The sequence below is a fragment of the Microseira wollei NIES-4236 genome (assembly GCF_020521235.1).
GTDB lineage: Bacteria > Cyanobacteriota > Cyanobacteriia > Cyanobacteriales > Aerosakkonemataceae > Microseira > Microseira wollei.
The window spans coordinates 1-26498 of sequence record NZ_BLAY01000017.1 but is presented as its reverse complement, the minus strand read 5'-3'; the positions used below and the strand labels follow the sequence as shown (position 1 = coordinate 26498).

25 protein-coding genes and 6 pseudogenes are annotated in these 26498 nt (G+C 45.0%); 22 read left to right on the top strand and 9 right to left on the bottom strand.

Features of this window, described 5'->3' with window-relative positions:
- The first annotated feature begins 85 nt into the window (after positions 1-85).
- The 5 genes and pseudogenes from clpB to MiSe_RS07620 all read left to right on the top strand — a co-directional run bounded on the left by clpB (position 86) and on the right by MiSe_RS07620 (position 3923).
- Complete coding sequence (clpB, locus tag MiSe_RS07640) at positions 86-2710, top strand: ATP-dependent chaperone ClpB (RefSeq protein ID WP_226576957.1); 2625 nt, start codon at positions 86-88, stop codon at positions 2708-2710.
- Between the two features lie 131 nt (positions 2711-2841).
- Positions 2842-3060, top strand: a complete 219-nt coding sequence (locus MiSe_RS07635; protein ID WP_226576954.1) for a hypothetical protein — start codon at positions 2842-2844, stop codon at positions 3058-3060.
- A gap of 2 nt (positions 3061-3062) precedes the next feature.
- Positions 3063-3188: pseudogene (locus tag MiSe_RS07630) on the top strand (type II toxin-antitoxin system PemK/MazF family toxin); the annotation flags it as partial.
- Positions 3189-3310: 122 nt separating this feature from the next.
- On the top strand, positions 3311-3535 hold the full coding sequence (locus MiSe_RS07625) for a hypothetical protein (RefSeq protein WP_226576946.1): 225 nt from the start codon (positions 3311-3313) through the stop codon (positions 3533-3535).
- Positions 3528-3923: a pepsin/retropepsin-like aspartic protease family protein gene (locus MiSe_RS07620; RefSeq protein WP_226576943.1), complete on the top strand. Its 396-nt coding sequence runs from the start codon at positions 3528-3530 to the stop codon at positions 3921-3923. Before MiSe_RS07625 ends, MiSe_RS07620 begins: the two co-directional genes overlap by 8 nt.
- A gap of 26 nt (positions 3924-3949) precedes the next feature.
- On the opposite strand, the pseudogene MiSe_RS50810 reads toward MiSe_RS07620, so the two are convergent.
- Together MiSe_RS50810 and MiSe_RS07610 are read right to left on the bottom strand one after the other, a co-directional pair.
- Positions 3950-4036, bottom strand: a pseudogene (locus tag MiSe_RS50810) (XisI protein); the annotation flags it as partial.
- Positions 4037-4148: 112 nt separating this feature from the next.
- The gene (locus tag MiSe_RS07610; RefSeq protein WP_226576940.1) at positions 4149-5081 is read right to left on the bottom strand and encodes a LysR family transcriptional regulator; all 933 of its coding nucleotides are present in this window, start codon (positions 5079-5081) and stop codon (positions 4149-4151) included.
- 128 nt (positions 5082-5209) lie between these two features.
- Between MiSe_RS07610 and MiSe_RS07605 the strand changes: the two genes are divergently transcribed.
- The 5 genes and pseudogenes from MiSe_RS07605 (at position 5210) to MiSe_RS07585 (ending at position 9759) form a co-directional block, all read left to right on the top strand.
- Complete coding sequence (locus MiSe_RS07605; protein ID WP_226576937.1) at positions 5210-5854, top strand: DsbA family oxidoreductase; 645 nt, start codon at positions 5210-5212, stop codon at positions 5852-5854.
- A 5-nt stretch (positions 5855-5859) separates the two neighbouring features.
- The gene (locus MiSe_RS07600) at positions 5860-7038 is read left to right on the top strand and encodes an FAD binding domain-containing protein (RefSeq protein ID WP_226576934.1); all 1179 of its coding nucleotides are present in this window, start codon (positions 5860-5862) and stop codon (positions 7036-7038) included.
- 23 nt (positions 7039-7061) lie between these two features.
- Positions 7062-7307 (top strand): annotated as a pseudogene (locus MiSe_RS07595) (ClpB D2-like domain containing protein); the annotation flags it as partial.
- Positions 7308-7387: 80 nt separating this feature from the next.
- Positions 7388-7666: pseudogene (locus MiSe_RS07590) on the top strand (zeta toxin family protein); the annotation flags it as partial.
- A gap of 749 nt (positions 7667-8415) precedes the next feature.
- Positions 8416-9759, top strand: a complete 1344-nt coding sequence (locus MiSe_RS07585; protein WP_226576928.1) for a serine hydrolase — start codon at positions 8416-8418, stop codon at positions 9757-9759.
- A 190-nt stretch (positions 9760-9949) separates the two neighbouring features.
- Here the strand turns inward: MiSe_RS07585 and MiSe_RS53705 are convergent.
- Positions 9950-10354, bottom strand: a pseudogene (locus MiSe_RS53705) (transposase); the annotation flags it as partial.
- 13 nt (positions 10355-10367) lie between these two features.
- Positions 10368-10934 carry a Uma2 family endonuclease gene (locus tag MiSe_RS07575; RefSeq protein WP_226576921.1) on the bottom strand — a complete coding sequence of 189 codons (567 nt, stop codon included), beginning with the start codon at positions 10932-10934 and terminating at the stop codon, positions 10368-10370.
- Between the two features lie 442 nt (positions 10935-11376).
- Here MiSe_RS07575 and MiSe_RS07570 point away from each other — a divergent pair, with 442 nt between their 5' ends.
- The 8 genes from MiSe_RS07570 to MiSe_RS07535 all read left to right on the top strand — a co-directional run bounded on the left by MiSe_RS07570 (position 11377) and on the right by MiSe_RS07535 (position 17119).
- Positions 11377-11649, top strand: coding sequence for a hypothetical protein (locus MiSe_RS07570; protein WP_226576918.1), 273 nt, complete (start codon positions 11377-11379; stop codon positions 11647-11649).
- Positions 11650-11985: 336 nt separating this feature from the next.
- Entirely contained in the window at positions 11986-12222 is a 237-nt protein-coding gene (locus tag MiSe_RS07565) for a hypothetical protein (protein WP_226576915.1), read from the top strand.
- A gap of 279 nt (positions 12223-12501) precedes the next feature.
- A complete protein-coding gene (locus MiSe_RS07560) occupies positions 12502-13464 on the top strand; it encodes a methyltransferase domain-containing protein (RefSeq protein WP_226576912.1) in 963 nt (320 codons plus the stop codon).
- A 958-nt stretch (positions 13465-14422) separates the two neighbouring features.
- The gene (locus MiSe_RS07555; RefSeq protein WP_226576908.1) at positions 14423-14695 is read left to right on the top strand and encodes a hypothetical protein; all 273 of its coding nucleotides are present in this window, start codon (positions 14423-14425) and stop codon (positions 14693-14695) included.
- A 117-nt stretch (positions 14696-14812) separates the two neighbouring features.
- Positions 14813-15955: a pentapeptide repeat-containing protein gene (locus tag MiSe_RS07550; protein ID WP_226576905.1), complete on the top strand. Its 1143-nt coding sequence runs from the start codon at positions 14813-14815 to the stop codon at positions 15953-15955.
- A 31-nt stretch (positions 15956-15986) separates the two neighbouring features.
- On the top strand, positions 15987-16154 hold the full coding sequence (locus MiSe_RS07545; protein WP_226576902.1) for a type II toxin-antitoxin system HicB family antitoxin: 168 nt from the start codon (positions 15987-15989) through the stop codon (positions 16152-16154).
- Between the two features lie 48 nt (positions 16155-16202).
- Complete coding sequence (locus tag MiSe_RS07540; RefSeq protein WP_307731248.1) at positions 16203-16802, top strand: XisH family protein; 600 nt, start codon at positions 16203-16205, stop codon at positions 16800-16802.
- Entirely contained in the window at positions 16793-17119 is a 327-nt protein-coding gene (locus MiSe_RS07535) for a XisI protein (protein WP_226576899.1), read from the top strand. Before MiSe_RS07540 ends, MiSe_RS07535 begins: the two co-directional genes overlap by 10 nt.
- Positions 17120-17255: 136 nt before the next feature.
- Here the strand turns inward: MiSe_RS07535 and MiSe_RS07530 are convergent, their stop codons facing one another.
- On the bottom strand, positions 17256-17804 hold the full coding sequence (locus MiSe_RS07530) for a hypothetical protein (RefSeq protein WP_226576896.1): 549 nt from the start codon (positions 17802-17804) through the stop codon (positions 17256-17258).
- Positions 17805-18213: 409 nt separating this feature from the next.
- Here MiSe_RS07530 and MiSe_RS07525 point away from each other — a divergent pair, with 409 nt between their 5' ends.
- The 3 genes and pseudogenes from MiSe_RS07525 to MiSe_RS07515 all read left to right on the top strand — a co-directional run bounded on the left by MiSe_RS07525 (position 18214) and on the right by MiSe_RS07515 (position 19214).
- Positions 18214-18465 carry a hypothetical protein gene (locus tag MiSe_RS07525; protein WP_226576893.1) on the top strand — a complete coding sequence of 84 codons (252 nt, stop codon included), beginning with the start codon at positions 18214-18216 and terminating at the stop codon, positions 18463-18465.
- Positions 18466-18480: 15 nt separating this feature from the next.
- A pseudogene (locus MiSe_RS07520) lies at positions 18481-18897 on the top strand (XisH family protein).
- On the top strand, positions 18885-19214 hold the full coding sequence (locus tag MiSe_RS07515) for a XisI protein (protein WP_226576889.1): 330 nt from the start codon (positions 18885-18887) through the stop codon (positions 19212-19214). Before MiSe_RS07520 ends, MiSe_RS07515 begins: the two are co-directional and overlap by 13 nt.
- 40 nt (positions 19215-19254) lie before the next feature.
- Here MiSe_RS07515 and MiSe_RS07510 read toward each other — a convergent pair whose 3' ends face one another.
- The 3 genes from MiSe_RS07510 to MiSe_RS07500 all read right to left on the bottom strand — a co-directional run bounded on the left by MiSe_RS07510 (position 19255) and on the right by MiSe_RS07500 (position 22546).
- Positions 19255-19686, bottom strand: coding sequence for a DUF5615 family PIN-like protein (locus MiSe_RS07510; protein ID WP_226576886.1), 432 nt, complete (start codon positions 19684-19686; stop codon positions 19255-19257).
- Positions 19683-19916: a DUF433 domain-containing protein gene (locus tag MiSe_RS07505; RefSeq protein WP_226576883.1), complete on the bottom strand. Its 234-nt coding sequence runs from the start codon at positions 19914-19916 to the stop codon at positions 19683-19685. The genes MiSe_RS07510 and MiSe_RS07505 overlap by 4 nt, the downstream gene beginning before the upstream one ends.
- A 371-nt stretch (positions 19917-20287) precedes the next feature.
- Entirely contained in the window at positions 20288-22546 is a 2259-nt protein-coding gene (locus tag MiSe_RS07500) for a caspase family protein (protein ID WP_226576880.1), read from the bottom strand.
- 94 nt (positions 22547-22640) lie between these two features.
- Here MiSe_RS07500 and MiSe_RS07495 point away from each other — a divergent pair, with 94 nt between their 5' ends.
- The gene (locus tag MiSe_RS07495) at positions 22641-26060 is read left to right on the top strand and encodes a CHAT domain-containing tetratricopeptide repeat protein (RefSeq protein ID WP_226576876.1); all 3420 of its coding nucleotides are present in this window, start codon (positions 22641-22643) and stop codon (positions 26058-26060) included.
- Positions 26061-26302: 242 nt separating this feature from the next.
- Here the strand turns inward: MiSe_RS07495 and MiSe_RS07490 are convergent.
- A partial coding sequence (locus tag MiSe_RS07490; protein ID WP_226576873.1) for a hypothetical protein occupies positions 26303-26498 on the bottom strand: 196 nt, incomplete at its 5' end.

Sequence of the window (26498 nt, the reverse complement as noted above, 5' to 3'; positions counted from 1 at the left end):
GGTGAACACCGATCTTGCGATCGCACCAGGTTCCCTACAATGGCTGTAGTTAGAAAAATGGCGTATAGAAAGGGGAGTCTATTCCATGCAACCGAATAATCCAAATCAATTTACCGAAAAAGCTTGGGAAGCGATCGCTAAAACCCCAGATATGGCTAAAGCTGCCTCGCAGCAACAGCTGGAAAGCGAACACCTGATGAAAGCGCTGTTGGAACAAGAAGGGCTGGCTAGCAGTATTTTTAACAAAGCTGGGGTAAATGTGCAACGCCTGCGCGATCGCACAGATGACTTCATCAAGCGCCAACCCAAGCTTTCCGGTACAATTAACTCGATCTATCTCGGTCGCAGTCTGGATACGCTGCTAGACCGCGCCGAAGAATATCGCAAAGAATATGGCGATGATTTTATCTCGATCGAACACCTGTTGCTGGCGTATACCAAGGACGATCGGTTCGGTAAAGGCTTATTGCAAGAATTTAAACTAGATGAAGCCAAGCTGAAGAACACGATCGCTCAAATCCGTGGGGGACAAAAAGTGACGGATCAAAATCCGGAAGGAAAATACGAATCGCTAGAAAAATACGGTCGCGACCTCACCCAACTAGCAAAGGAAGGTAAACTCGATCCGGTAATCGGACGCGATGACGAAATTCGCCGCACAATTCAAATCCTCTCTCGTCGCACCAAGAATAACCCGGTGCTGATTGGCGAACCAGGTGTGGGTAAAACCGCCATCGTCGAAGGATTGGCGCAGCGCATCGTCAGCGGCGATGTTCCCCAATCTTTAAAAGACCGCAAATTAATCGCCCTCGATATGGGTGCGTTGATTGCGGGTGCGAAGTATCGAGGTGAATTTGAAGAACGTCTGAAAGCGGTATTGAAAGAAGTTACCGAATCCGGCGGTAATATCGTTCTGTTCATTGACGAAATTCACACCGTTGTCGGTGCGGGTGCAACCCAAGGTGCAATGGATGCGGGTAACTTGCTCAAACCCATGTTGGCGAGAGGCGAGTTGCGTTGCATTGGTGCGACAACCTTAGATGAGTATCGCAAGTATCTGGAAAAAGATGCGGCCCTAGAACGGCGCTTCCAACAAGTTTACGTCGATCAACCCAGCGTGGAAGATACCATTTCTATCTTGCGCGGGTTGAAAGAACGCTACGAAGTTCACCACGGGGTGAAAATTTCCGATAGTGCCTTGGTAGCAGCAGCTACATTGTCTACGCGGTATATCAGCGATCGCTTCCTCCCCGACAAAGCGATTGACTTGGTAGACGAAGCGGCGGCGCGGTTAAAGATGGAGATTACTTCCAAACCGGAAGAACTCGACGAAATCGACCGCAAGATCCTGCAACTGGAGATGGAAAAGCTATCTTTGCAAAAAGAAAGCGATCGCGGTTCCAGAGAACGTCTAGAAAGATTGGAAAAAGAACTCGCGGATCTCAAAGAAGAACAACGCACCCTCAACGCACAGTGGCAGTCTGAAAAAGACGCGATCGGTCAAATTCAGACGATTAAGGAAGAGATCGACCGCGTTAACTTGGAAATTCAACAAGCAGAACGCAACTACGACCTCAACCGCGCCGCTGAATTAAAATACGGCAAGTTAATCGAACTGCAACGGCGATTAGAAGCAACTGAAACCCAAATCGCCCAAACCCAAACCAGCGGTAAATCCTTGCTGCGGGAAGAAGTCACCGAAGCAGATATTGCCGAAATTATTTCCAAGTGGACGGGAATACCGATTAGCAAATTAGTCGAATCCGAAATGCAAAAACTGCTGCACTTGGAAGACGAATTGCACCGTCGCGTCGTGGGACAAGATGAAGCAGTCACCGCAGTAGCAGATGCAATTCAGCGTTCTCGTGCTGGTTTAGCCGATCCAAATCGACCGATTGCTAGCTTTATTTTCCTCGGCCCCACGGGCGTTGGCAAGACCGAATTAGCCAAAGCACTCGCCGCATATATGTTCGACACCGAAGAAGCTTTAGTGCGAATTGATATGTCCGAGTACATGGAAAAACATGCGGTTTCCCGTTTAATTGGTGCGCCTCCCGGATACGTTGGATACGAAGAAGGCGGACAATTAACCGAATCAATTCGCCGTCGTCCTTATGCGGTGATACTGTTCGATGAAATCGAAAAAGCGCACCCGGATGTATTTAACGTTTTGCTACAAATACTTGACGACGGTCGCGTTACCGACGCTCAAGGACATACCGTAGACTTCAAGAATAGCGTCATTATCATGACCAGCAATATCGGATCGCAGTACATTTTGGATATTGCCGGGGATGATTCTCGCTATGAAGAAATGCGGAGTCGGGTAATGGATGCGCTGCGAAACAACTTCCGTCCGGAATTCCTCAACCGCATTGATGAGTTGATTATCTTCCACGGATTGCAAAAGCAAGAATTGCGGCGAATCGTGCAATTGCAGGTGGAAAGATTGGGTAAAAGGTTGAGCGATCGCAAGATTTCCTTGAAACTTGCCGATGCTGCTTTAGACTTCTTAGCAGAAGTAGGATACGACCCCGTTTTCGGTGCGCGTCCCTTAAAGCGTGCAATTCAACGGGAATTGGAAACCCAAATTGCCAAAGCAATCTTGCGCGGCGAATTTAACGATGGAGATACTATCTTTGTCGATGTAGAAAACGAACGCCTTTCCTTCAAGCGGTTACCTGCTGAATTGCTAACCACTCAATCCTAAACCGTAGGGTGCGTTAACGCAGTGTAACGCACCATTTTGATCTGGAAAACGAACAAGAAACCCGGTTTTTTTGAAAAAACCGGGTTTCTTTAGTATTTTTGAGTTAGTATAAAGAGCGGGAGGATTCCGATATGCCGACTACTGCTATTGAAATATACACCCAGATCGTTAGTACGTTGTCACCGAATGAGCGATTACGCTTAGCAACTCTTATTCTTAACGATCTGCTACAGCAAAATGAACCTGTTATCGATCAAAGCGGTACTTGGACTCAACAAGATCAACTTGATGTAACAACCTTTTCCTTGCAGTATGCAACGACACTTTTTCCTGACAGCGAGGAGATGTAATAGTGACATTCAATCCCGGCGATGTCGTCACAGTCGATTTTCCAGGCGTCACTGGTATTAAACGTCGTCCTGCTGTAGTTCTGTCGTCAAGCACTTACCATGCAACCCGTCCCGATGTGATAGTGGGACACGATCCTGAACCAACCCACGAAGCAATTGGTAAAATAGACAGATGCTAGTTATAGCTCCCTTCTGCTACAAGCTAGCATCCTCAATTTTTTCACCGAATCTCAGACGAGGAGATGCTCAAATGCCATTGGCTGAACTCATGTCACAAATCCAGGAGCTTCCAAAAATCGACAAGCTTCGGCTGATGCAGTTTATTGCAGCAGAACTTGTCAAAGAAGAAGAACCAAACTCAAACTTCTTTATTGCGAACCAGGAGTATCCTGTTTGGTCTCCCTACAATTGCTCTGAAGCTGCCAATGTTTTGATGAATCTTCTGGCTACAAAGCAACAGGAACAAAATGGTTGATGCTCAAAAATTCCCTTACAAAATCATTGATAGTAGCCTTGGCATGGTCGATCGGATGGCGTATCTGCCTTTGACGCTCAGTTTTAATGGTAAATCCCTCAACGTCGAAGGCTTATTAGATACAGGCGCAAGCGTCAATGTTTTGCCATACGAGTTAGGACTACAACTGGGTTTAATCTGGGAAAACGAGATGCTCTCGGTTGTATTGACAGGGAACTTAGCTCGATTTGAAGCTCGTGCAATCGTTATTGATGCTCAAGTCAGTTCATTCCCAACGGTTCACCTGGCATTTGCCTGGACAAAAGCAACCAATGTACCTCTGATTTTAGGACAGGCCAATTTCTTCTTTGAGTTTGAGGTCTGTTTCTTTCTATCTAAAAGTAGATAGCGATCGCGTTCTGTATCAAAAATAATCTGACACTCAATATCAGGATCATTGGTTGTGGCATGGGAGTTGAGTAAATCCCTCACAATTTGACGATACTTCTCTAATGTTTCCATTGTGTAATCTCCTCTGTATTGGGATCGTAAACTATAATTTTTAGGTCATGAGGAAAGATGAGCGCGATCGCTTTCTTTAAAGACTCGATTGCAATTTGTCATCTAAACTTTCTTAAATTGCAGTTTCTTCCCAGTAAGGTGGATTACCGAATCGCTTTACTAGGAAGTCGATGAACGTTTTGACTCGCAGCGAATATCTACGATTCGGCAAATAAAGTGCATAAATGCCCATATCCATTTCGACTTGAGGATGCACCTGAAAATCGGTTAGCACGGCTTGTAATCTTCCAGCGCGAATATCTTCACCCACTAACCACGTTGGCATCAAGATCAGTCCAGCACCGTCTAAACACAACTGGCGCAGCACTTCTGAATTGTTTGCTGTGAGAGAGCCATTTACTTTTACTTCATACATCTGGACGTCTTGTTGAAATCGCCACACAGCACCTCCTGTAGAATAAGCAAATAACAAGCAATTGCGATCGACCAAATCATTCGGATGGGTTGGTTTGCCGTATTGCTTGAAATAGTCTGGACTGCCGCAGACAAGGCGAGTATGGGAGGCAAGTTTGCGAACAATTAGGGTAGCACCAGAGCGATCGAGATTGCCAATGCGAATTACCATATCTAACTCGTCTTCTACTAAATTGGCTAATCCATCGCTCAATCGCAGTTCCAATTTAACTTCGGGATATTGCGCCAGAAAATCGCGCAGGATTGGTGCGACGTGAAGCCGTCCAAACGCAACTGGCATACTCACCTTTAACAATCCTCGCGGAACATCGGAGCCTTCCATCACACAGGCGTTTGCTTCCTCCACATCCTGTAAAATTCTTACCGCTTTCTCGTAATATTGGCGACCTTGCGGCGTGAGAGTAATGCTGCGAGTCGAGCGGTTGAGTAACTGAGTGTTCAACATTTCTTCGAGTGAATTTACTTGGCGGGTGACGGAAGAAACTGCCAAATCAAGCTGTCGGGAGGCTTCTGAGAACCCACCTGTTTCCACAACTTTTACAAAGGCACGCATCGCAGCAAATTGATCCATCGGGTTGAAAAATGCTTGATTTTTGCATTTAACGCAAAGGTTTTTTGCGTTTTGCCTATATTATCATTCTTTGTGAATAAAGTTATGGTTGAACTGTAGCAATTCGCCTGTTTCAAAAGGAGGCAACCATGACATTAACGATCGCAATGACATCAGATTTTATTTGTCCCTGGTGTTTAGTGGCAGACACAAACTTGCAGAAAGCGATCGCGCAACTAAATACGCCTGTTGCAATTGAGCGGATTTGGTATCCATTCGAGCTAAATCCTCATATGCCCGAAGCAGGCATGAATCGTCAGACTTACCGCACTAATAAATTTGGCAGTTGGGAGTATTCGCAGCAATTAGATGCAAAAACGGTGCAGGTGGGTCAAGCCAACGGAATCGAGTTTCGCTATGACTTGATGAAGGTCACGCCAAACACATTGAAAGCTCATCGCTTAACCAGGTTCGCTGGCAAAGTTGGCAAGGCAACTGAAATGGCTCAACGCATTCTCAGAGCTTATTTTACTGAAGGTCGCGATATTGGCGATGTTGAAACTCTGACACAGTTGGCGAGTGAAATTAATCTTGATGTTGAGCAAGTGAAGGCATTTCTCCTGTCCCGTGAGGGCATTGAGGAAATTGCAGCATTGAAACAGCGGGCGATCGCTCAAGGAATTCACAGTGTCCCCACGATTCGTATCGGCAAAGAGATTTTAGTTGGCGGTCAACCTGTTGAGGTTTTTCTCGCCGCTTTGCAAGCTGCTGTGAAGGAATTAGAGAGGGTTTAATCATCATGAAACTCACAGAGAAACGCGCCATTATTATTGGCGGATCGTTAGGCGGTTTGTTTACTGGAATTATGCTGCGCTCGATTGGTTGGGAGGTGGATATTTACGAACGTTCGTCTCACGCTCTCGATAGTCGCGGCGGTGGCATTGTGCTGCAACCAGATGTAATCGAAGCATTTCAACGAGCAGGAATTTCTGATGATTCGCTGGGTGTTGTAGCGCGCGATCGCTATTACTTGAACCGCGACGGCAACATTGTCCAACAAATGTCCATGGGTCAAACTTTAACCTCCTGGAATCTACTTTATGGTTCTATGCGGCGACATTTTCCAGCAGAGCATTACCATTCAGGAAAACTCTTAACCGATATTGAGCAAACCGATGAACAAGTCACCGCAATTTTTGCAGATGGAACTTCTGTCACTGGAGAGTTATTAATTGGTGCAGATGGCCCGAATTCAACCGTGCGTCAACGTCTCTTACCAAACTACCGCTATCAATATGCTGGATATGTTGGCTACCGAGGTCTGGTTGACGAAACGGATATCGACTCGAATGCGGCTGCTTTATTTACAGAACGATTTGTGTTTTTCCAATTTCCCAACTCTCACATTCTGCAATATGTTATTCCCGGTGAGAATGAGTCGTTATTGCCGGGAGAACGCCGCTTTAACTGGGTTTGGTATGTCAATTATGATGAAGCAACAGAATTGCCTCGCATCCTGACAGATAAAGACGGTAGACACCGCGATTATTCCATTCCACCCGGACTATTATCACCTGCGATCGAGCAAGAAATGCGAGCGTATGCTGATGCTGTGCTGGCTCCCCCGTTTCAAAAGTTAGTTGCAGCAACAAAGGAGCCATTTGTTCAAGCAATTTTGGATCTAGCAGTTCCTCAAATGATATTTGGGCGAGTGGCGTTGATTGGCGATGCAGCCTTTATTCCCCGTCCCCATACGGCAGCAAGTACCTCTAAAGCAGCAAGAAATGCGATCGCTCTGGCTGATGCTCTAGTTAAACATCACCACAATGTTCCTCAAGCTCTAGATGCTTGGGAACCAAAGCAACTCGCCTACGGGTTACATTTAATGAAATATGGTCAATCGTTGGGCGATCGCTCTCAATTTACCTACGGTACAGGTCGATTTGGCGAGAATGCAACCCAAGAGCAAGCGACTTAAAAACAGCAAGATCTCCCAATGGCGATCGCAAAATCTCCCTCAAACTTTCCGACACAGCTTTAGACTTCCTTGCAGAAGTAGGATACGACCCCGTTTTCGGTGCGCGTCCGTTAAAGCGCGCAATTCAACGGGAATTGGAAACCCAAATTGCTAAAGCAATTTTACGCGGTGAATTTAGCGAAGGCGATACCGTTTTTGTCGATGTTCAAAACGAACGACTAGCTTTCAAACGCTTGCCATCTGAAGTGTTGACAATTCAATCGAGCTAATTTTTAATCAAAAGCGACAGAGTAAAATCTGTCGCTTTTTTATTAGATTGGAAAAATGCCTGATGTTTTTGTGATTGGAGATTTATTTTTGGTTGCAAAGTCCAGAGTTAGCCATTGAACGAGTAAAGAGACGAGTAGAAAGTGGAGGTCATAATATCCCCGAAGATGTCATCCGTCGTCGTTATGAAAGAGGCAGAAAAAATCTAATTGAGTTATATTTACCATTATGCGATACTTGGATAGTTTATGATAATTCTAACCCTGAAACTAGATTGGTAGCTGCATCAAGCATAAATCAGCAATTAACCATCTATGCCCCTGAAATCTGGAACCAAATTACATCAACAGACAATGAATGAACATTCTTTGACAGAATTACAAAAAAAAATTGACGCGGTTGTGAAAATTGCCATAGCTGAAGCAATAGAAAAACACCGAAGATTGGGACAATCAATCATATGATGTCCGGCAAATCACCAATAATATAAATAAATCAGGTTGCATCACCAGTGATATCATGTCGGTTGAATTGCCCATAATAAAAAAACCTCACAGAGTTGTTGTGTAGGGACACGGCATCATAGATTTCTCGTTCAAACAGATAACTTTGATCGTGCCGTGTCCCGGCTTCTGATTATGGGTAATCAACCGGACATCATATCAGTATTTGGCAAGACGGTAAAGTTGTGACATTAACCGCTGACCAAATCCCACCCCTCGATCGAGAGAACAAGCCTATGGAGAGGAATTAATATGCTTATGGACGCAAGTAAACTGAGCAACGTGATCTCGATGGGAAATTTAAGCGTATTAGGCGATCGCTGCGTCCTGTGAAAAATACCACAAGGTAAGCGTCCAACACCGACTACTCAAAATCAAGAGTGGATAACGACACAAGATAACACGAAAGTGTGAAAATACCCGCATCATTCTACATAAAGGTTATAGATAGAGCATTTCCCTCGGTCAAATGGACATTTTCAGTAAGTGGATACTTTAACGTTAAGGGTGAAAAATCCCCTGAAGATGGGGACTTCATTTACTGGTCAAAACGAGATTAGAATGGATGAGCAGTATGCTGTCCTTTAGGTGAAGGGGTGGTTTTATAATGACTTCAGAGCAGGCAAATAACCAGGGCATTGCCAGCGAGATGGCAGCCTATCTTCAAGCTTATTTAGAAACGGGTTTCTTCATGGGATCTGTGTTGGTTGCCCGTGCAGGCGAGGTATTGTTGAGCCAGGGCTATGGCATGGCAAATCTTGAACATAGCGTTGCCAATACACCTCAAACTAAGTTCCGCCTCGGTTCTGTCACCAAGCAGTTTACAGCCGCTGCCATCTTGCACCTGCAACAACAGGGCTTGCTGGAAGTGAACAGTCCCCTTTCAGCCTATCTGCCCGATTATCCTCAATCTGAGCAGATTACAGTGCATCACTTGCTCACTCATACGGCTGGAATTCCCAACTACACCAGCTTTCCTGACTATGTCCAACAACAACGGAAGGCGATGACACTTGATGAGGTGATTACCTGGTTCAGCAACAAGCCATTGGAGTTCACACCGGGCGATCGCCACAGCTACAGCAACTCTGGTTATGCGGTACTGACCAAGCTAATTGAAACCGTTTCTGATCGCTCCTACGCTGACTACTTACAACACTGCATCTTTGAGCCGCTTCGCATGACAGACTCAGGATATGACCGATCGGAGCCAATCTTGTCTCACCGAGCTTCGGGCTACAGACCTGCTGAGGCAGGGTACTATCACGCCGAATTCCTGGATATGTCCATCCCAGTCGGGGCAGGGGCGCTGTACTCCACCGTCGAAGACCTTTACAAGTGGGATCAAGCACTTTACAGCGATGCTATCTTGAGCGAAACTTCTCGACACGCGATGTTTGCCCCAGCAGTGAGAATAGGTGAAGAAGATGGCGATGCCTTCTATGGCTATGGCTGGGTGATCGATCGCCTTTATGAACGCGATCGAGTAGCACACGAGGGAGGGATTGACGGCTTCACCACCAGCCTTGCCAGATTTCCCAGTGAACAAATGGTAATCATTGTCCTGAGCAATCTGGTAACAGCTCCAGTCGGGAAAATTAGCAATGATTTAGCCGCGATTTTATGGGGTGAACCGTACAAACTACCCAAACAACGCCGAGCGGTCGAGCTTGATCCTGCCCTTTATCAGTCATATGTGGGGGATTACGAGCTTACTCCTGGAGTGATTTTGACGGTGACGACCGAAGCGCAACGCATCTTTACTCAGTTAACAGGACAGGAACGAGTAGAAATTTTCCCAGAGTCAGCAACAGAGTTTTTTTTCAAAGTGGTGGATGCTCAACTAACATTTGTGGTAGATGAAACCGGTAAGGCATCGCGTGTCGTCTTACATCAAGGTGGAAGAGACCACATGTCAACCAGGATTGTCTCCAAAGAAACACCCTCTTAAGATCAGCGATCGCCACAACACTGACAGTGGCAACTCATATCATGTCCGTTGAATTGCCCATAATAAAAAACTGACCCCGTTGTTGCGTAGGGACACGGCATGATAGATATCTCGGACAAACAGATAACGTTAATCATGCCGTGTCCCGGCTGCTAATTATGGGTAATCTTAAGGACATGATATCACTCCCTTCAGCTATGCCAGCAAAGACTTTGTGGCTATTGGCTCGGTTTTTATGACAAACTTTTAAAGCAGTAGAATCAATAAAGCTTGTTCCCGTTACATCCCCTTTACAACCATACTCAAAGTAACAACATAGTGCTAACAAAGCATAAGACATTAACTCGACGAAACGATTATAGCTAACCAAATTAGGCATGGCTTTTGACCAATATGGCATTACTTGTAATCGGTAAAAGTCTTTAAATGTTCGGTAACGTGAACCATGAAATCCGATCAGAATTGTCATGATTTCGCTCAAGGTTAAGCGAGTTTTTGGGAGGTGTTGACCCTCCACTTCTGGTAATAACATTTGTGCTAGTAAGGGTTCAAACAATTGACAAAAATCATCAACGTCACAGAAAACTTCTGTCAGGTTTTAGTATACTTTAAGCAAATAACGTCCCAACCCGACAGCAAAATCCCGGTAACAGCGGACTGGTTAAATCGTCGCCTTCCCACAAAGTCAGAACTTTTTTCAAAATGCCATTCTCGCGGCGATAAACCTCGATCGATTTGAGCCATCGATCGACTATCCAATATTCGATAACGCCATATATAGAATACTGTTTGAGTTTCGTTTCTCGATCGCGTTTTTTATCGGCGACTGATTCAGATAGCACTTCGACAACGAGTTCCGGCGCACCTGTTAAATGTCCAGATTCATCTAGCAATTGAGTCAGGCGATCGCTGCTAATCCAAATTACATCAGGAATTACTGTATCTACTTCTGAAAAAATCACACCGGGCGCGATCGCCGCCATTCCCAATTTATTTTGAACTGACCAAGTTCTCAGTTCTGCATACACCGCACCTGTAACAAATTGATGAGCAATATGAGGCGATCGCGTCACAAAGAGTTCTCCATCAATAATTTCATATCGGTTGTTATTATCTGGGAAACCTGCTAGATCGTCGATCGTCCATCTGACTTGTTCTGAAACTCCAGGAGTCATAATTTTTACTCCATTTCGAGGTTGAATTCATTATAATACAATCGATCTGGATGCGTTCTCACGATCGACAATCGAGAACTGAAGCGATCGCAAGAGTGTAAAATTAGCGATCGCACAGTGCAATCCTCAAAATCTGAAATCTAAGCTCAGTAAAGTTTCGTAACGCAAAGCCACGGGTATCTTGACAGTTCTCCCCAATCGGGCTATCGTCTCTGTTTAAGGTTGCTCTAGTTCAGCTACAGCAACCCTTGTCCAGCCAAAATCTAGTTCCGCTGCCCCATGCCGCTACCAACGGCAAAGGACAGCTTGACCCCCACACTGTTAAGAGCAGTCTGGAGGCTAACAGAGAATTTTAACATTTCTCCGTAGCCACCTTGCTTTGCGCTGCCTGCGGGGTGGCTAGATTTTTTGGTTTTCAATCCAAAAAACAGGAGAATATCTCATGGCAGAAGAGTTTTTGTCGGACTCTACCGGATCTGTGCGTCCTTTTTCTGACGCAGGAGAACCGAAACGAGAAAAGATCGAGTTTATGATTGTGGGTTCCCGCGAGGGGGTGATGGAAGAAATCCTCAAGTTTTACACAATGGGATTTGCGCCTGTTGATGAATGGAGTCCCATAACGCCCATGCCCAATACCGATAAAATGATGAGCATCTTGGTGCGCTATCGCAAAGGAGGATCTACCGATTCATCGAGTCGGAAGTCGGGACGATAAAATCGGGATTAACGTAAAGAAACCGGGTTTCTATTCCAGAAATCTACGCCGTATCAAACCCGCCCGGCCATAAATTTCCGGATTGTAGAGACGTTACATGTAACGTCTCTACAAGTCGGTTAAAACCGACTAAATGCCATCAAACCAGTTTGTTTTAACGGACTTGAGCTATTAGCCCTTGGAATTTATATGATGTCAGGCTTTTCACCCTTAATTAAAACTCACCGCTCTCCCTTGTCACCGCATCACCGCGTCAGTTCTAACTATGGGTATTCAAGCGGACACGATATTATTCCCTAGCGGGTTTGATACTTGGCGCCAAGAAACCGGGTTTCTATGAAAGAAATCTACGCAGAAACCCGGTTTCTATTTTTAGCTGCTGTTTATTATATCTCTGCAATAACTCTTGTGGGGTGGGCATTCTGCCCGCCTTTGAGAGTAGTTTCTAAAGAAGTCTATTGGTTACCGATAAACCCTTCAGTTTCAGTAGTTAGTTCGGCAAATACTTGCTTCAAAGAAATATTTCTGCTGCGGTCTGGTTGCTGTTGTACTGGCTGCTTTGCCTCGCCCTAGCAGGCATTGTAAAGCTGCCAAAGATCCTCAAATTTAGACAATAAAAACCTTGAGTCTGTAGCCAATACTACCAGTGTTATTTGGGTGACAAATGAAAGGGTTTTTGTTTGGCTTGAAGCTGTTTTGGCTGCCAATTGATTTTGTAATATCATAAGATCCAGTGTTGACTGCGATTAAAATCGCTGTAGCACATCCTCCCCATGTCTAAAGCCAGGGGCATTCGTGCGCGTTTTCGGTGAGGGAGTACTCGTTTGATTAGTATGATGAGGCAGTTCTCGTATGATCGATCGCAGCGCATTGTTGAGCTTGCTGGTTTGTCCGGCGTGCAGAACTCCTCTGCAGTCATTTACCCACTGCACCCATTGCGGAGCTGATTACTCCGAATCCGATGGCACCCCAGTCCTGATTCCGACAACCGCTTCCCGGAAGCTCTCGTTCGATTTCCCCCAAAGTCGTTCGACTAATGGAGAGCAATTGACTGGCTGCTTCTCATATCCACCTCGGTGTGGTGCAGCCGGTTCAGATAAACCGTATCACCTTGACTTGGCGCATCTCGACATTTTTGATCGACTACCCTCGGGATCGTCGATTCTAGAAATCGGTTGTGGCGGAGGGCAGATGAGGTCATTCCTCGAATCTAAACAGTTTCGATACTTAGGGATAGACATTTCAAAGACTCGGGTCGATCAGCACCTCCAACTCCATGGCGGCCCAGATCTGCTTTGCGACTGTCATTTCCTCCCTTTTAATCAGCGCACCTTCGACATAGTGTATTCGGCTGGCGTAACGGAACATTTGGCATGTCCTTATCTCGTTGCCCAAGAGGTAGCAAGGGTTCTGAAGCCAGGAGGCTACTACTTGGGCAACGTGTCTTTTCTTGAACCCTGGCACGACGACAGTTTCTTCCACATGTCCCCATTGGGGGTCTTCGAGCTACTGACTCAGGCCGATTTTGAGATTATCCATATCTGGCCGGGTAAAGGATACAGCGGTTTTCGGGCAATTCTTAATATGGGCAACAAAGCGACTCGACCACTTACCTTTCTGGGAGACTTCATCTACTTCATTTACAACTCCGGCAACCGCCTCCGGAATCTGGTGAAACGACGAAATCATAACAACTCTCAGCGCGGCATCCTGGACGCGGCGCGGGTCGCAGGTGCCACTGACTGGATCGCAAGGCGACGATTAGACGGATCTTGTTTTGCGCCATCCACTCAATCCATTCCAGGTCATGCCTAAATCCATTTGGCGCGGCGAATTTAACGACGGCGACACTATCTTTGTCGATGTAGAAAACGAACGCCTGTCCTTCAAGCGCTTACCTGCACAATTGCTAACAACTCAATCCTAAACAGTAGGGTGCGTTAACCAAGTGTAATATCAAATCCGTTTGCATCGGAATCATCAGTAGGGAACATCAGTAAGCTTTGTCGCCAGCGCCAAGTTCCTCAACTGCCGTGCCCCTACGGCTGTAATTTCGATACAACCAGAAACGATATAACGCAACATTTTTCTGATAAAACACCCACAAGAAACCCGGTTTTTTTAAAAAACCGGGTTTCTTTTGTATCTTTGATATCATGTCCGGTAGCAACGGTTGTGTAACTGCTAATAGCTAATCGCTAATGGCTAATGTCAGGAAAAATACTATATTAGCAATTAGCAATTAGCAATTAGCCATCCATACACTACCGATCTCTCGCGGACATGATATGATACCATGTCCGGTCGATTACCCATGATTGGGAGTAGGGAACATCATAGATACTTTCCAAAAACAGATAACTTTAAAGTTAGCCGTGCCCCTACGCAACGATGCGGTAGTGTGTATGGGCAATTCAACGGACATGATATAACTCAATCTGAAATCTAAAATCTCAAATCTCAAATCAATTCGCCTTTCCCTAAAGTTTGGTAACGCAACGCCACGAGTATCTTGACAGATGTCCCCAATGCCGCTATTGTCTCTGTTTAAGGTTGCTCGAGTTCAACGACAGCAACCCTTGTCCACCCAAAAATCTAGTATCGCTGCCCAATGCCGCTACCAACGGCAATGGACAGCTTGACCCCCACACTGTAAGCCCAGTCTGGAGGCTAATGGAGAATTTTAACATTTCTCTGTAGCCACCTTGCTTTGCGCTGCCTGCGGGGTGGCTAGATTTTTTGGTTTTCAATCCAAAAAACAGGAGAATATCTCATGGCAGAAGAGTTTTTGTCGGACTCTACCGGATCTGTGCGTCCTTTTTCTGACGCCTTTGAACCGGAACGGGAAAAGGTAGAGTTTCTGATTATCAGTTCCCGCGAGGGAGTGATGGCAGAAATCCGCAAGTTTTACACAATGGGATTTGCTCAAGTAGATGAATGGAGTCGCCTGACGCCATTACCCAATTCGGATCGGATGATGAGTATCTTGATTCGCTATCGGAAACCAGGATCTACCGATTCATCGACTCCGAAGTCGGGACAGTAACATCAGGATAGGCGCAAAGAAACCGGGTTTCTATAAAAGAAATCTAGGCAGAAACCCGGTTTCTGATATCAAGCCTTGAATGGGCCTTAATTGCAAAATTAATTAAGTTGTGATGTTATGAAGCAAAAAATTCTAGGCACTCTTGCACTCCTGCTCTCCATACTCTTGACTAAGCTTGTTTATGCTCAAGGCTCGGCTAGCGATCCAAGCGAACCTCCAGAACTTCCAGGTAAAGAATTTACTTGTGTTCTCGCTTTAGGAGATCGTGAGGAACAGAGTTGCAGAGTTAGCGTAGTGTCCCAGGATGTTGTAATTAGTCTGAAATATCAAACAATTAGAGTTCCAATCCGTCATATTTTTTCTCTGAATTCGCAAGTATTCAAGGTCGCTCGCGGTCGAGACTACGGGTATATATACTTTGGGTTTATCACCGAACCCAAGACGAGAGCAAACCGCACCAACTTTCTCCATGCCTCGACAAAGTATGAGCAGGAAGTTGTTTCTCTACACCAGCAAATCATAGATCAGCTGCGAAATTCCTCTGGAGTTTCATTCAGCGAGATAGTCCCACTGCAAACCAGTTCCGCGAGCGAGCAAACAGCAAGCTCAGAGCAAATCAATCATCTACTCAAAACCAAAACCTGCATCCGCTGCGATCTGAGATCGGTCAATCTAGCGTCTGCTAATTTATTCGATGCCAATCTAGAAGGTGCAAACTTACAAGGCGCAAACCTATCAAGAGCCAACTTGGAAAACGCCTATTTGGTCGGTGCAATCTTGGATGGTGCAAATTTGACCAATGCAAAGCTCAACCAAGCCAAGCTGATCCGAACCTCTATGTTGAATGTCAATTTAGAGCGTTCTCAGTTGCAGTCAGCCAATTTACAGCGAGCAAATCTTGCCAATGCAGTCCTTCGCAACGCTCAACTTAGTTCGAGTGGGGACAGAAAAACGGATTTAAGATTTGTTAATCTCAGCAATGCAGATTTAAGCGGCGCTGGAATCGAGGGGGTCGATCTAGTGGGAGCAAACTTACAGGATGCTAATTTGAAAGGTGCAAATTTAAGTGACAAAAAGGAGGAGGTCTGGACAGACAGTGGTTATATATTTATCTATCCTGTAACCAATCTAAGTTACGCCAACCTCAGCGGTGCTAATTTAAGCAATGCTAACCTAAAAAACGCCATCTTATATCAAGCCAATCTGTGTCGCGCAACAATGCCTGATGGCACGGTATCAAATCAGGGTTGTCAGAGGTAATATCATCTAAATATTGGGGGTACAAATAGTTATGAAAATTTTTACTGCGATCGTCGAGCGAGATTTTGACACCAACCTCTATGTTGGCTACGTTCCTGGATTTCCAGGAGCGCATTCTCAAGGAGAAACCTTGGATGAGTTACGAGAAAATTTGCGCGAAGTGATTGAAATGTTGTTGGAAGTAGAAGATAACGACTGACAAAACGATTCTGGCGATCGCATACCTGACAGCGAGGAGAGGTAAAAAATGAATGAACAAAAATTGACAGAATTACGAAAAAAAATTGACGCTGGTGTGAAAATTGCCATAGCTGAAGCAATAGAAAAGCACCGAAGATTGGGACAATCAATCAGTATTTGGCAAGACGGTAAAGTTGTCACCTTAACTGCTGACCAAATCCCTCCCCTACAACGAGAGAAATTATTAATCAATATGCCTGCTAGAGATGTCTATCATTATGCTGTTCGGGCTGCTTTAGAAAAAGAGGGTTGGCAGATTACAGACGATCCTCTATCTCTCGAATATGAAGACGTTCCGCTCTATGTAGACTTGGGTGCAGAACGGCTGATTGCCGCCGAACGAGGTCAAGATAAAATAGCTGTAGAAATTAAGTCTTTTCTCAGCGATTCACCCGTGTCTGAATTTCACACAGCACTGGGTCAGTGTCTTAACTATCCTATGGTACTATCAGAGATACAACCGGAAAGAATCTTGTATTTGGCAGTGTCGCTTGATGCTTATGAAAGTTTCTTGAGTCGTCGATTTGCTCAAAAAGCGATCGCTACACATCAATTAAAGTTAATTGTTTACGATCCAGAAGTTGAGGAGATTGTACTATGGAGATAAACTATAGTGAAATTATCCAAAAAGTGATTTGCGAGCAAGCCGAACTTCACAAGTCGAGTGCGGTTTCGAGCGAGACTATTTTCGATACCCAACGCCATCACTATCTTTTAGTTCAAGTCGGCTGGACAAACGGTCATTGGGTTTATGGTTGTCCGCTGCATCTCGATTTGATTGACGGTAAAATTTACATTCAACAAAATAATACCGAACGATCGATTGCCGAGCGCTTAGTTGAATTAGGCGTTCCTAAAGATCGGATTGTCATTGGGTTTCATTCCCCGTTCAAACGTCAGTTTACAGAGTATGCTGTGAGTTGAAATCGAATACAAACCCGTTGCAATGGATGTGGATGATAAACTCTGGATCGCATTTCCCTGTCTGCGATCGCGTAGCGTTCCCCCAGGGTAGGCGGACTTCGTTTTTGTCGGTGCGAATTACATTCAGCAGCATCGATTAAGCAAGTTGCTTTTCTCTCTCTTCATATAACCCAAAATCTATAATATTGTTTAAAACAAACCGCTCGCCTTGTTTGATTAAATCTCCCGTACACTCAACAGGTAAGCGTTCTCGATCGGCTTTCAGCGCTAGCGGTAAATCGGCTGGCATTAATTGCAATTGAATTTGCCGGAATTTTCCCACAGCACAACCCATCACCGTCACGATCGGGCGATCGTTTTGGATTTCAATCTGAGTAATAACTCCTTGAATTTGAATATTAGGGGCTTCGGTGACTAAATCTCCGATAATTTGGTAAGACGAACGATTTTCTACGATTTCTAAGGTTTGAATGACTTCGTAAATACGTAAGGCAAAGCCGGGAATTTCTGGCTGTAATGGTAAAAGAATTTCAAACTCGCGTTCGCGGCTATCGTTCAGCTTCCAAATCGCTGCTTTTTCTCCCAGTTTTTCTGCTTCTTGCCAACCCGTTTGCCTTAAATAACGAGTTAGTTCTAAAGGATTGAGTCCTAACAGTAGATCTATATTCTGAATAGTGGGTTTCATAAGATATCTCCTCGTTCCAGCGCGATCGCATAGATACAGCGGCTTGCAGCCGAGTGAAGTACAGCGAAATCGCTTCGTTTGTGTAGCGGCACTCTTAAGGGTGCCGCTACACAAACGAAGCGCCAAAAGGCTGTACCTCACTGACTTGCAATCCGCTGTATGAGCGTAACTGAATTCTTCTTTCTGGAGGTTGAGATCCATGCGATCGCCACTGGAGGAATAGCTACATTGTACTGGCAAAAAAGCACCCGAATCAATTCGGTGCTAAGAACTAAAACCCGTTGAAACGGGTTGTGAAATACCGATTGCTTTTCCAATCCGCACAGGTGGAATTCGTTTCTTTCGGCACGAACTCCATTCACCAGCCCGATCGTGTTATAATCAGAACTAACCGTTCAAGTCATCGATAATGAACGCCCTAATTATTCCGAAACTCAACAGCCTACCTGTTAATGTTCCTGTAGAGGGTGTAGTGCAAATCGAATTAGAAGAAGGTGTTTTGATTTTTCGCGCCTCTAGTTGGTTGCAAAATCGAATTGAAGAATTACTCGAAAAGCAGCAAGAAACAGCACTCACGCCAGACGAGGAAAAAGAATTAGACTGCTATGAAGAGATTGATGATTATTTGAGTTTTGTTAATCGAACGATTCGCAATTTATAACAATCGAGTTTTTATATGTCAGCTAGAGACTTTTACCATAATATTGTTCGATCGGCACTAGAAAAAGACGGTTGGATCGTGACTGACGAGCCTTTATATATTAGTATTGATGATGTCGATCTAAAAATAGATTTAGCGGCTGAGAAAGTTATAGCCGCTACAAAAAACGATCGCAAAATAGCAGTAGAAATTAAATCGTTTATCGGAAGCTCAACGGTGACGGAGTTTCATCTGGCTTTAGGATAGTCTCTCAACTATCGATCGGCATTGAGAGAAACTGAACCAGATCGCTTGTTGTATTTAGCCATATCGAGCGATATTTATACTGAATTTTTTTCTCGTCCCTTTATCCAGCGTATTATCGCCGAACATCAACTCAATTTATTGATTTTTGATCGCAATAAAGAGGAGATTGTTTTATGGAAGGATTAAACTACGGTAAATTAGTGCAAAAGATACTCGAAGATAACTTTGGTTCTAGAAAAAAAGGGAAAACTGAAATTCAACTGATTTTCGATTCAGATCGCGATCGCTATCTCGTCTTGAATTTAGGTTGGTTGGAGTTGAATCGAGTTTTTGGCTGTATCGTTTATATTCAGATTAAAGATGGCAAGATTTGGATCGAACGAGATGGAACAGAAGTGGGAATTGCTAATGAGTTAGTAGCAGCCGGAGTTCCAAAAAATGATATTGTTTTAGCATTTCAGGCTCCTTATAAGCGAGAATTTACTGAGTTTGCCGTTGGTTGAAAAACCTCGATTGCCTTCCATTCCGCGCAGGCGGACTTCATTATTTTAATATCTCGTCGTAAAATTCCAGAAGATATACAGGAACAGGTTCGCCAGCGATCGCGCTACCTATGGGAATAATGAGCAAAGAATCATCTCCCAATTTCCACAATGCTTTCTCCTCTTTCAGAAGTTCCAGTGCATCGGGAAACGCACGACTAAAAATACTCTGCACATCGCGATTTGTCATATTGCCGCAAGTCAACCAAAGAATTTGAGGTGGAGTGCCGAGGCGCACGACTAAATCGATAAAATCGCGATCTTTGGTGACAACAACTGTGCCGATACCGTTCGCACGAGCCGCATTGAATATCTCAACATCTGACGCATCTCGCAACCCTAAATCTTTCAGTGTTATCGCACTGACTCCAAAGGATTCGGTTAACCAGGTTGCCAAACTCGGAGGCAATTGAGCATTGAGCCAGAATATCATACTGCAATCTTGGGAAAGTCAATGCGGAGAGAGGCAAATAGCAAACAAGCTTGAATATCTTCGGGTTCCAAATCGGGAAAGTCGGCTAGAATTTCGCTGGGAGTGACATTATCTGCTAAGGTTTCCAAGATGTCGCTTACGCGAATTCTCATCCCGCGAATACAAGGACGACCGCCGCATTTTCCAGGAGTTTGAGTAATTCGGTTGAGTAAGGCTGTTCGATCGATCATCTTTTTCATCCAATACCTTAACTTATTATAACTGAAATCGCTCTAATACCAAATCCGGATGGATTACCCCCTTTATTTTATAGACCGCGCAGGCGGTCAAAGTTTGTATAGCCGCGAATGCGAGTCGTTCGGCTTGCACGGGGGTGATGGAAGCGGATTTGGTATAACCCATTCATCCATGAAAACAGAAATGTCCTAAAACAAATTGGGGATTGTATACAATTCAACGGAATTCAATCTTGTAGGGGCGATCGCCAATTGCCCTACCTCCAATCGTGGATAAACCTCGATCGCCCTCCCAGTCCGCGCAGGCGGACTTCATTTCTGTCGGCGCGTTTTAAGCAGCAGCTAAACTCACCTTCCGGTTAGCTTCAAGCTTCCACCGCTTTAAATGTAATCGACATTGCTGCCAACTGTGCCGTATTCACTGCGCGCACAGTAGGGTCAAAAGAGGCATAAAGACTGCGACTTCCACGAGTTCCCCTGTCAAAATCGCCTAATAAATCATCAATTACCCCAGCAGCATCGGATTCTAAAGGCAATGGCCCACCTCGTTGTCCGCGACTTGTAGCAATAGCCTGCAATTTCTTCAAAGCTTCTCGCAGGGGTGTAGCGCTGGCAATTATCAATACTTCTACCGTTCCAAATGGCTTACCAACGGTAATTCTAAACGGATCTTTTCCCGCTTCTGGAATTTGTCGCGTTTCTCCCGCTTTAATTAACGCTGCGTCCGTTGTCGCCGCCCAAGTATTAGGAAATAGAACGATCATTTCGCCTTCTGGAGTAATCACCAATAAACTCACATATAGGTCTGTATCTTCTTTATTTTCGACTAAAAATTGCACGCGAGTTCCTAAAGGTAATTTGGGTATTCCCCCTTCAATTTCAACTGTATTTGGTTTAATATTAGCTGGTACTTGTGACGCATTCCTAGTACTTCCTCGAACAGTAAAGGCACTTGCCGCCACATCAATGGGTTGTCCGGATTGGGAATCTAATATTTTCATCAATGCCGAAACTTTCAATTTGGATGAATCGGCATTTAGGGTTAATTTAACTAATCTGGCTGCTAATAAGGAGCGTAATTTTGCTTTTAATCTTTCAATCGCAGCGGTAACATTTTCATTAGCTGCACCAAAGGAACCGGGAATTAAATCTAAACCGGGTGCATATAAACCCAAACTGCCAACGGTGGGAAGATCGGCAACTTTTTTTTGTTGAAGTTCTTGATAATTGGCCTCAGTCATGCGACCGAGGATATATTGCACTTCAGTTTGTCCTAAAGGCATCGGTTCGATGCGAGTCAGGCGAGAAAGTGCCTGGGATGCGGTTGGTTTATCTGCGCCTAAAGATTCATCCAATCCAATGCGTAACTTTAAATCGTTGGGAATTGCCCGTGCTTGTTCTTGCAAGATTAAACCGGGTTTAATCCCATTGGGTTGGGAAGTTTCGACTAGAGTTGCTTGGGCAATTAATCCATTATTAGGATTGCGGGAGTCTAATCGCACAGTTCCCAAGTTCTTACCTCGATCGTCTAAAATAGAAAATAGAGCATTTTTGTTAAATGCGGCGATAGATTGGGGGTCAATTCCTCCCAACCATAATTCGACAGATTTACCTGCTACTTTGGTAATTATTGCTTCCGCTGAGGGGAGTTGATGGTTGGTGAAATAAGCGGGTTTTGCTTCGTTATTGCTATCTTTTTTAACTTCAAATTCTGGGATTTGTCGGGTAGTGGAAATGCGGGTGGTACTGCGAGCTACATTTGCCAGAATGTTGCTAATTGGTTCATCAGAGGTTGTTTGCCAAAGATATTGAGTTAAGACGTAAGTAAACGCTCCGGCGGAAAAGCCATCAAAAGGCGTATCGGCAGCTAATTGATTTCGCGCCGCCGAAGCAATGACGACACCTTTGGCAATTCCTATTTGGCGTTCTTGTTTCAACCATTCCCTGGTTTTTCCCAGTTGAGAAAGCCATTGGTCTTGATAGCTGCGTTCCATCGGGCTAGGGTTAACTTTTGAGCCGCCAATGATGGCACGAATCGTCAAATTGCCTCGTTTTCCGCCACCGGAATGACAGCTATCGAGAACTACGGCGACATTTTCGGTTGGTAAGGCAGACATTAATAAAAATAGGGTTTCCCCCATCACGTCGGAGACAATTGTTTTCTCCCCAGATGGGGAACTTTCTCGGTCAATAGGCACAAAAGTACTGTTTAATTGGTCAGATGCACCGCTATCGGGGTCAAAGACTCGCGAACCATGCCCGGAAAAATGATAAACCACCACATCACCTGGTTTGGCTTGTTTAATTAGGTGTTCTTCAAAAGCTTGTAAGATGCCTGCACGGGTGGGTTTAATATTCGTTTCATCGGTGACTAAAAGAATATCGTTGGGATTAAAACCAAAGCGGTGAATTAATAATTCTCGTTGCAAGTGGGCATCGGTTATACAACCGTTTAAGGGTGAATCAGGATAGTTGTTAATTCCCACCAACAGCGCCAGTTTCCGAGGCGTGCTTTGTGCCAACACTTTGGCATAGCGCCAACTTTGGCGTTGAATATCGAGTTGGCTTAATCCCAGAGTGGTGAGGGTAGATGCAGCGAATTGAAAGAAGTGACGGCGTTTCATAGGGGCATGATTAAGATATGTGGAATTAGCGGCGCACTATCAGCTAAAAGGCAATAATTTCTAGAAATAGCCTAACTCACGACAGGGAAACATTATGAGCCAGAGAATGCTGCTGTGGACAACTGCCCTGATCGCCACACTGGGTATTGTAACGGGTGTTCCTGGTGGGATTTTGGCTCAAATGCCAATACCTTCAGCCGAACAGTCTGCTGAAATGATAGAAGCTATAGGTCTGGCTCAAAAGGTGATTCAGCTTGACCAACAAGGAAAATATGCAGAAGCCATTCCCCTTGCTGAAAGGATTCTAGCGATTTTTGAAAAAGCTTTGGGAACTGAAAATGCTGATGTGGCAAAAATCCTTAACGTCTTAGCTAGCTTATATCTAAAACAGGGAAACTACTCTCAAGCCTTACCTTTGTACCAACGCGCTCTTGCTATTGGGGAAAAAATGTTAGGTGCCGAACATCCTGATGTGGGTATCAGCCTCAATAACCTGGCAGAAGTGTACCGAAACATGGGCAACTACACCCAAGCAGAATCCCTTTTCCAGCGTTCTCTTGCAATCTATGTGAAAGTACTTGGCTCTGATCATCCTGAAGTAGCCACTACCCTCAACAACTTGGCGACACTATACCGAGATACAGGCAATTACACCCAAGCCGAATCCTTTTTTCAACGTTCTCTGGCAATCTTGCAAAAAGTTTTTGGCTCGGAGCATCCTCATGTAGCTACCAGTTTAAACAACCAGGGAATACTGTACCAACTGATGGGAAACTACTCCCAAGCCGAACTACTGTACCAACGTTCCCTGGCACTGCGGGAGAAAATTCATGGTTCAGCGCATCCTGATATAGCCGAAAGTCTCAACAACCTGGCAAACCTGTACCGAGAGATGGGAAACTACGCCCAAGCTGAACTTTTTCTTCAACGTTCTCTAGCTATTTATGAGAAATTACTTGGCTCTGAGCATCCTCTTGTAGCTACTAGTCTCAACAACTTGGCAGGACTATACCAAGATGTGGGGAACTATGCTCAAGCTGAACCCTTTCTTCAACGTTCTCTAGCAATCTTGGAAAAAGCTCTTGGTTCAGTACATCCTGATGTAGCCACTAGCCTCAACAACCTGGCAAACTTTTACTTAAAACAGGGAAACTATGCCCAAGCGTTACCCCTTCTCCAACGTTCTCTAGCTATTTATGAAAAAGCATTTGGTTCAGCACATCCCGATGTAGCTCGCAGCCTCAACAACCTGGCAAACCTGTACCAAGATATGGGCAACTACGCCCAAGCTTTACCTCTTTTTCTACGTTCTCTAGCAATCTATGAAAAAGCGCTTGGTTCTGAGCATCCTAACGTGGCTAACAGCCTCAACAATCTAGCTCTACTTTACCAAGATATGGGCAAATACGCCCAAGCTTTACCCCTTTTTCAAAGGTCTCTGTCTATCAAGGAAAAAGTGCTTGGCTCTGAGCATCCTAGCGTAGCCCTCAGCTTCAACAACCTGGCTGTACTGTACCAAAATATGGGAAACTACGCCCAAGCTGAACCCCTGTACCAGCGTTCTCTGGTTATGGGGGAAAAAGCGCTTGGTTCAGAGCATCCCGATGTCGCCACTAGGCTGAACAACCTGGCAACGTTATACCAACAAATGGGCAATTACAGTCAAGCCTTACCTCTCTATCAACGTTCTTTGAAAATTACGGAGAAAGTGCTTGGGTCAGAACATCCCGATATTGCCAGAACCCTCAACAACCTGTCAACACTGTACCAAGCACAAGGAGATATCACCAGTGCAGTGGCATTTTTGACTCGTGGTGTAAATATCGAAGAACAGCAGCTTGCTGTCAACCTCACCATTGGCTCAGAATCTCAAAAACGTGCCTACATGACAACCTTTTCTAGGAAAACAAACGCAACTGTCTCTCTGCACATCAAAGACGCACCCAACAACCCGGAAGCTGCACGCCTCGCCCTCACCACAGTATTACGCCGCAAAGGTCGCATCCTGGAAGTTCTCACCGATAGTCTCATCATTCTGCGTCAAAACCTCACCCCAGAAAACCAAAAGTTACTTGACCAACTCGCCGCCACTCGCACTCAACTAGCTGCCCTGATTTTCAATAAACCCAAAAATCTTCCCTTAGAACAATATCGCAACCAAGTTGCTGCCCTGAAAACCCAAGCGGAAAAACAGGAAGCCGAATTATCTCGTCGTTCAGCCGAATTCCGCAAGGTTTCTCAACCTGCAACCATTGAAGCAATCCAGCAACTCATTCCTCAAAATGCTGCTTTAGTCGAATTAGTCTTTTACTATCCTCGTGATGCTAAAAGTCTCAAATTAGGAAACCCTCGTTATGTCGCTTATATTCTCAACGCTAACGGTAACATTCAATGGGTGGATTTAGGGGAAGCAGAACCCATCGACCAATCAGTTGCCGAATTTCGCCAAGCTTTGCAATCTCAATCTCCCACTATCCAAAAAATTGCCCGCAGTCTCGATGAAAAACTCATGCAACCCATTCGTCAGCGTTTGGGCAATACTCGCACACTTCTAATTTCTCCCGATAGCCAACTTAACCTAATTCCTTTCGCCGCTTTAGTGGATGAAAATAACCGCTATTTAGTCGAAAACTATGCGATTACTTATCTCGGTTCGGGACGTGACTTATTGCGCTTACAAAATCCCGTTGCCAGTCGTTCTAATCCTATCCTTTTAGCTAATCCCGATTATAGTAACCCCGGCAATCCATCGGTGCAAGTCGCTAATGCCAACCGAGGTAATAATAGCCGACGTTCCAGCGATTTAGCCCAAATCCAATTCGGCGCTTTACCCGGTACGCTCAAAGAAGCCGAAGCTATTGCACCCCTGCTATCTGGTGTACAACAATTAACAGGTTCCCAAGCCACAGAAAACGCCCTCAAACAAGTCAAAAACCCCAGGATTCTGCACATTGCCACCCACGGCTTTTTCTTAGAAGATGTGGAATTAGTCGCACCGTCAACCGGATTGAGTCGAAGTCTTTGGGTGGAACCGGATTTTAGCGTTACACCCCGTCGTCGGGTGGCAGGAAATCAAGAAAACCCGTTACTGAGGTCGGGTTTAGCGATGGCAGGTTTCAACATCCGCAAAAGTGGCGATGAAGATGGTGTTTTAACGGCGATGGAAGCTGCTGCACTGAATTTATGGGGTACGAAGTTAGTGGTGTTATCTGCTTGCGAAACGGGTGTGGGAGATGTGGCGAATGGTGAGGGTGTTTTTGGTTTGCGGCGTGCTTTTGTGATAGCGGGTGCAGAAAGTCAAGTGTTTAGTTTGTGGAAAGTTGATGATGAGGGAACTAAGGATTTAATGGTGAGTTATTATCGCCGTTTGTTGAATAATGAAGGGCGTTCTTCTGCGTTGCGTGAGATTCAGTTAGAAATGTTGCGAAGTGAAAAGTATCAGCATCCTTATTATTGGGCGTCTTTTATTCCTTCTGGTGATTGGACTCCCATGGGGGCAGAATCGCAAAAGTAAGCCCTTGCGGGTTTATTTATCCTTTGCGCCGTTAGCAAAGATATCTCGTAAAACCCGCCCCTACAATCTCTATATGTTGATGTGTAAGTAGGTGAGTATAAATAAACTGAACACAAAGCGGGCGTCCCGCCCACCCCACAAGAGAGCTGAAATTCTTGTGGGGTGGGCATTCTGCCCGTAAGTAGGTGAGTATAAATAAACTGAACACCGGGCGGGCGCAACGACGCGGTGAGGTTTTTTTATTATGGGCAATTCAACGGACATGATATTACTAAACGATCAAAATCGGTGGTAGGGGCACGGCAGCAGACAACCTTCATGTTTTGGGCGCTGATTGCTGCCGTGCCCCTACAACAATAACTGTGTTGCAACCCATGGAAAACTGCTGTAATATCATGTCCGGTTGCATTGGTAGGTGGTAGGGGCACGGCAGCAGAC

Excerpts from the sequence above, each read along its gene's own strand:
- clpB (WP_226576957.1), top strand. The coding sequence starts at position 86 with ATGCAACCGAATAATCCAAATCAATTTACCGAAAAAGCTTGGGAAGCG.
- MiSe_RS07635 (WP_226576954.1), top strand. The coding sequence starts at position 2,842 with ATGCCGACTACTGCTATTGAAATATACACCCAGATCGTTAGTACGTTG.
- MiSe_RS07625 (WP_226576946.1), top strand. The coding sequence starts at position 3,311 with ATGCCATTGGCTGAACTCATGTCACAAATCCAGGAGCTTCCAAAAATC.
- MiSe_RS07620 (WP_226576943.1), top strand. The coding sequence starts at position 3,528 with ATGGTTGATGCTCAAAAATTCCCTTACAAAATCATTGATAGTAGCCTT.
- MiSe_RS07610 (WP_226576940.1), bottom strand. The coding sequence starts at position 5,081 with ATGGATCAATTTGCTGCGATGCGTGCCTTTGTAAAAGTTGTGGAAACA.
- MiSe_RS07605 (WP_226576937.1), top strand. The coding sequence starts at position 5,210 with ATGACATTAACGATCGCAATGACATCAGATTTTATTTGTCCCTGGTGT.
- MiSe_RS07600 (WP_226576934.1), top strand. The coding sequence starts at position 5,860 with ATGAAACTCACAGAGAAACGCGCCATTATTATTGGCGGATCGTTAGGC.
- MiSe_RS07585 (WP_226576928.1), top strand. The coding sequence starts at position 8,416 with ATGACTTCAGAGCAGGCAAATAACCAGGGCATTGCCAGCGAGATGGCA.
- MiSe_RS07575 (WP_226576921.1), bottom strand. The coding sequence starts at position 10,934 with ATGACTCCTGGAGTTTCAGAACAAGTCAGATGGACGATCGACGATCTA.
- MiSe_RS07570 (WP_226576918.1), top strand. The coding sequence starts at position 11,377 with ATGGCAGAAGAGTTTTTGTCGGACTCTACCGGATCTGTGCGTCCTTTT.
- MiSe_RS07565 (WP_226576915.1), top strand. The coding sequence starts at position 11,986 with ATGAAAGAAATCTACGCAGAAACCCGGTTTCTATTTTTAGCTGCTGTT.
- MiSe_RS07560 (WP_226576912.1), top strand. The coding sequence starts at position 12,502 with ATGATCGATCGCAGCGCATTGTTGAGCTTGCTGGTTTGTCCGGCGTGC.
- MiSe_RS07555 (WP_226576908.1), top strand. The coding sequence starts at position 14,423 with ATGGCAGAAGAGTTTTTGTCGGACTCTACCGGATCTGTGCGTCCTTTT.
- MiSe_RS07550 (WP_226576905.1), top strand. The coding sequence starts at position 14,813 with ATGAAGCAAAAAATTCTAGGCACTCTTGCACTCCTGCTCTCCATACTC.
- MiSe_RS07545 (WP_226576902.1), top strand. The coding sequence starts at position 15,987 with ATGAAAATTTTTACTGCGATCGTCGAGCGAGATTTTGACACCAACCTC.
- MiSe_RS07540 (WP_307731248.1), top strand. The coding sequence starts at position 16,203 with ATGAATGAACAAAAATTGACAGAATTACGAAAAAAAATTGACGCTGGT.
- MiSe_RS07535 (WP_226576899.1), top strand. The coding sequence starts at position 16,793 with ATGGAGATAAACTATAGTGAAATTATCCAAAAAGTGATTTGCGAGCAA.
- MiSe_RS07530 (WP_226576896.1), bottom strand. The coding sequence starts at position 17,804 with ATGAAACCCACTATTCAGAATATAGATCTACTGTTAGGACTCAATCCT.
- MiSe_RS07525 (WP_226576893.1), top strand. The coding sequence starts at position 18,214 with ATGAACGCCCTAATTATTCCGAAACTCAACAGCCTACCTGTTAATGTT.
- MiSe_RS07515 (WP_226576889.1), top strand. The coding sequence starts at position 18,885 with ATGGAAGGATTAAACTACGGTAAATTAGTGCAAAAGATACTCGAAGAT.
- MiSe_RS07510 (WP_226576886.1), bottom strand. The coding sequence starts at position 19,686 with ATGATATTCTGGCTCAATGCTCAATTGCCTCCGAGTTTGGCAACCTGG.
- MiSe_RS07505 (WP_226576883.1), bottom strand. The coding sequence starts at position 19,916 with ATGATCGATCGAACAGCCTTACTCAACCGAATTACTCAAACTCCTGGA.
- MiSe_RS07500 (WP_226576880.1), bottom strand. The coding sequence starts at position 22,546 with ATGAAACGCCGTCACTTCTTTCAATTCGCTGCATCTACCCTCACCACT.
- MiSe_RS07495 (WP_226576876.1), top strand. The coding sequence starts at position 22,641 with ATGAGCCAGAGAATGCTGCTGTGGACAACTGCCCTGATCGCCACACTG.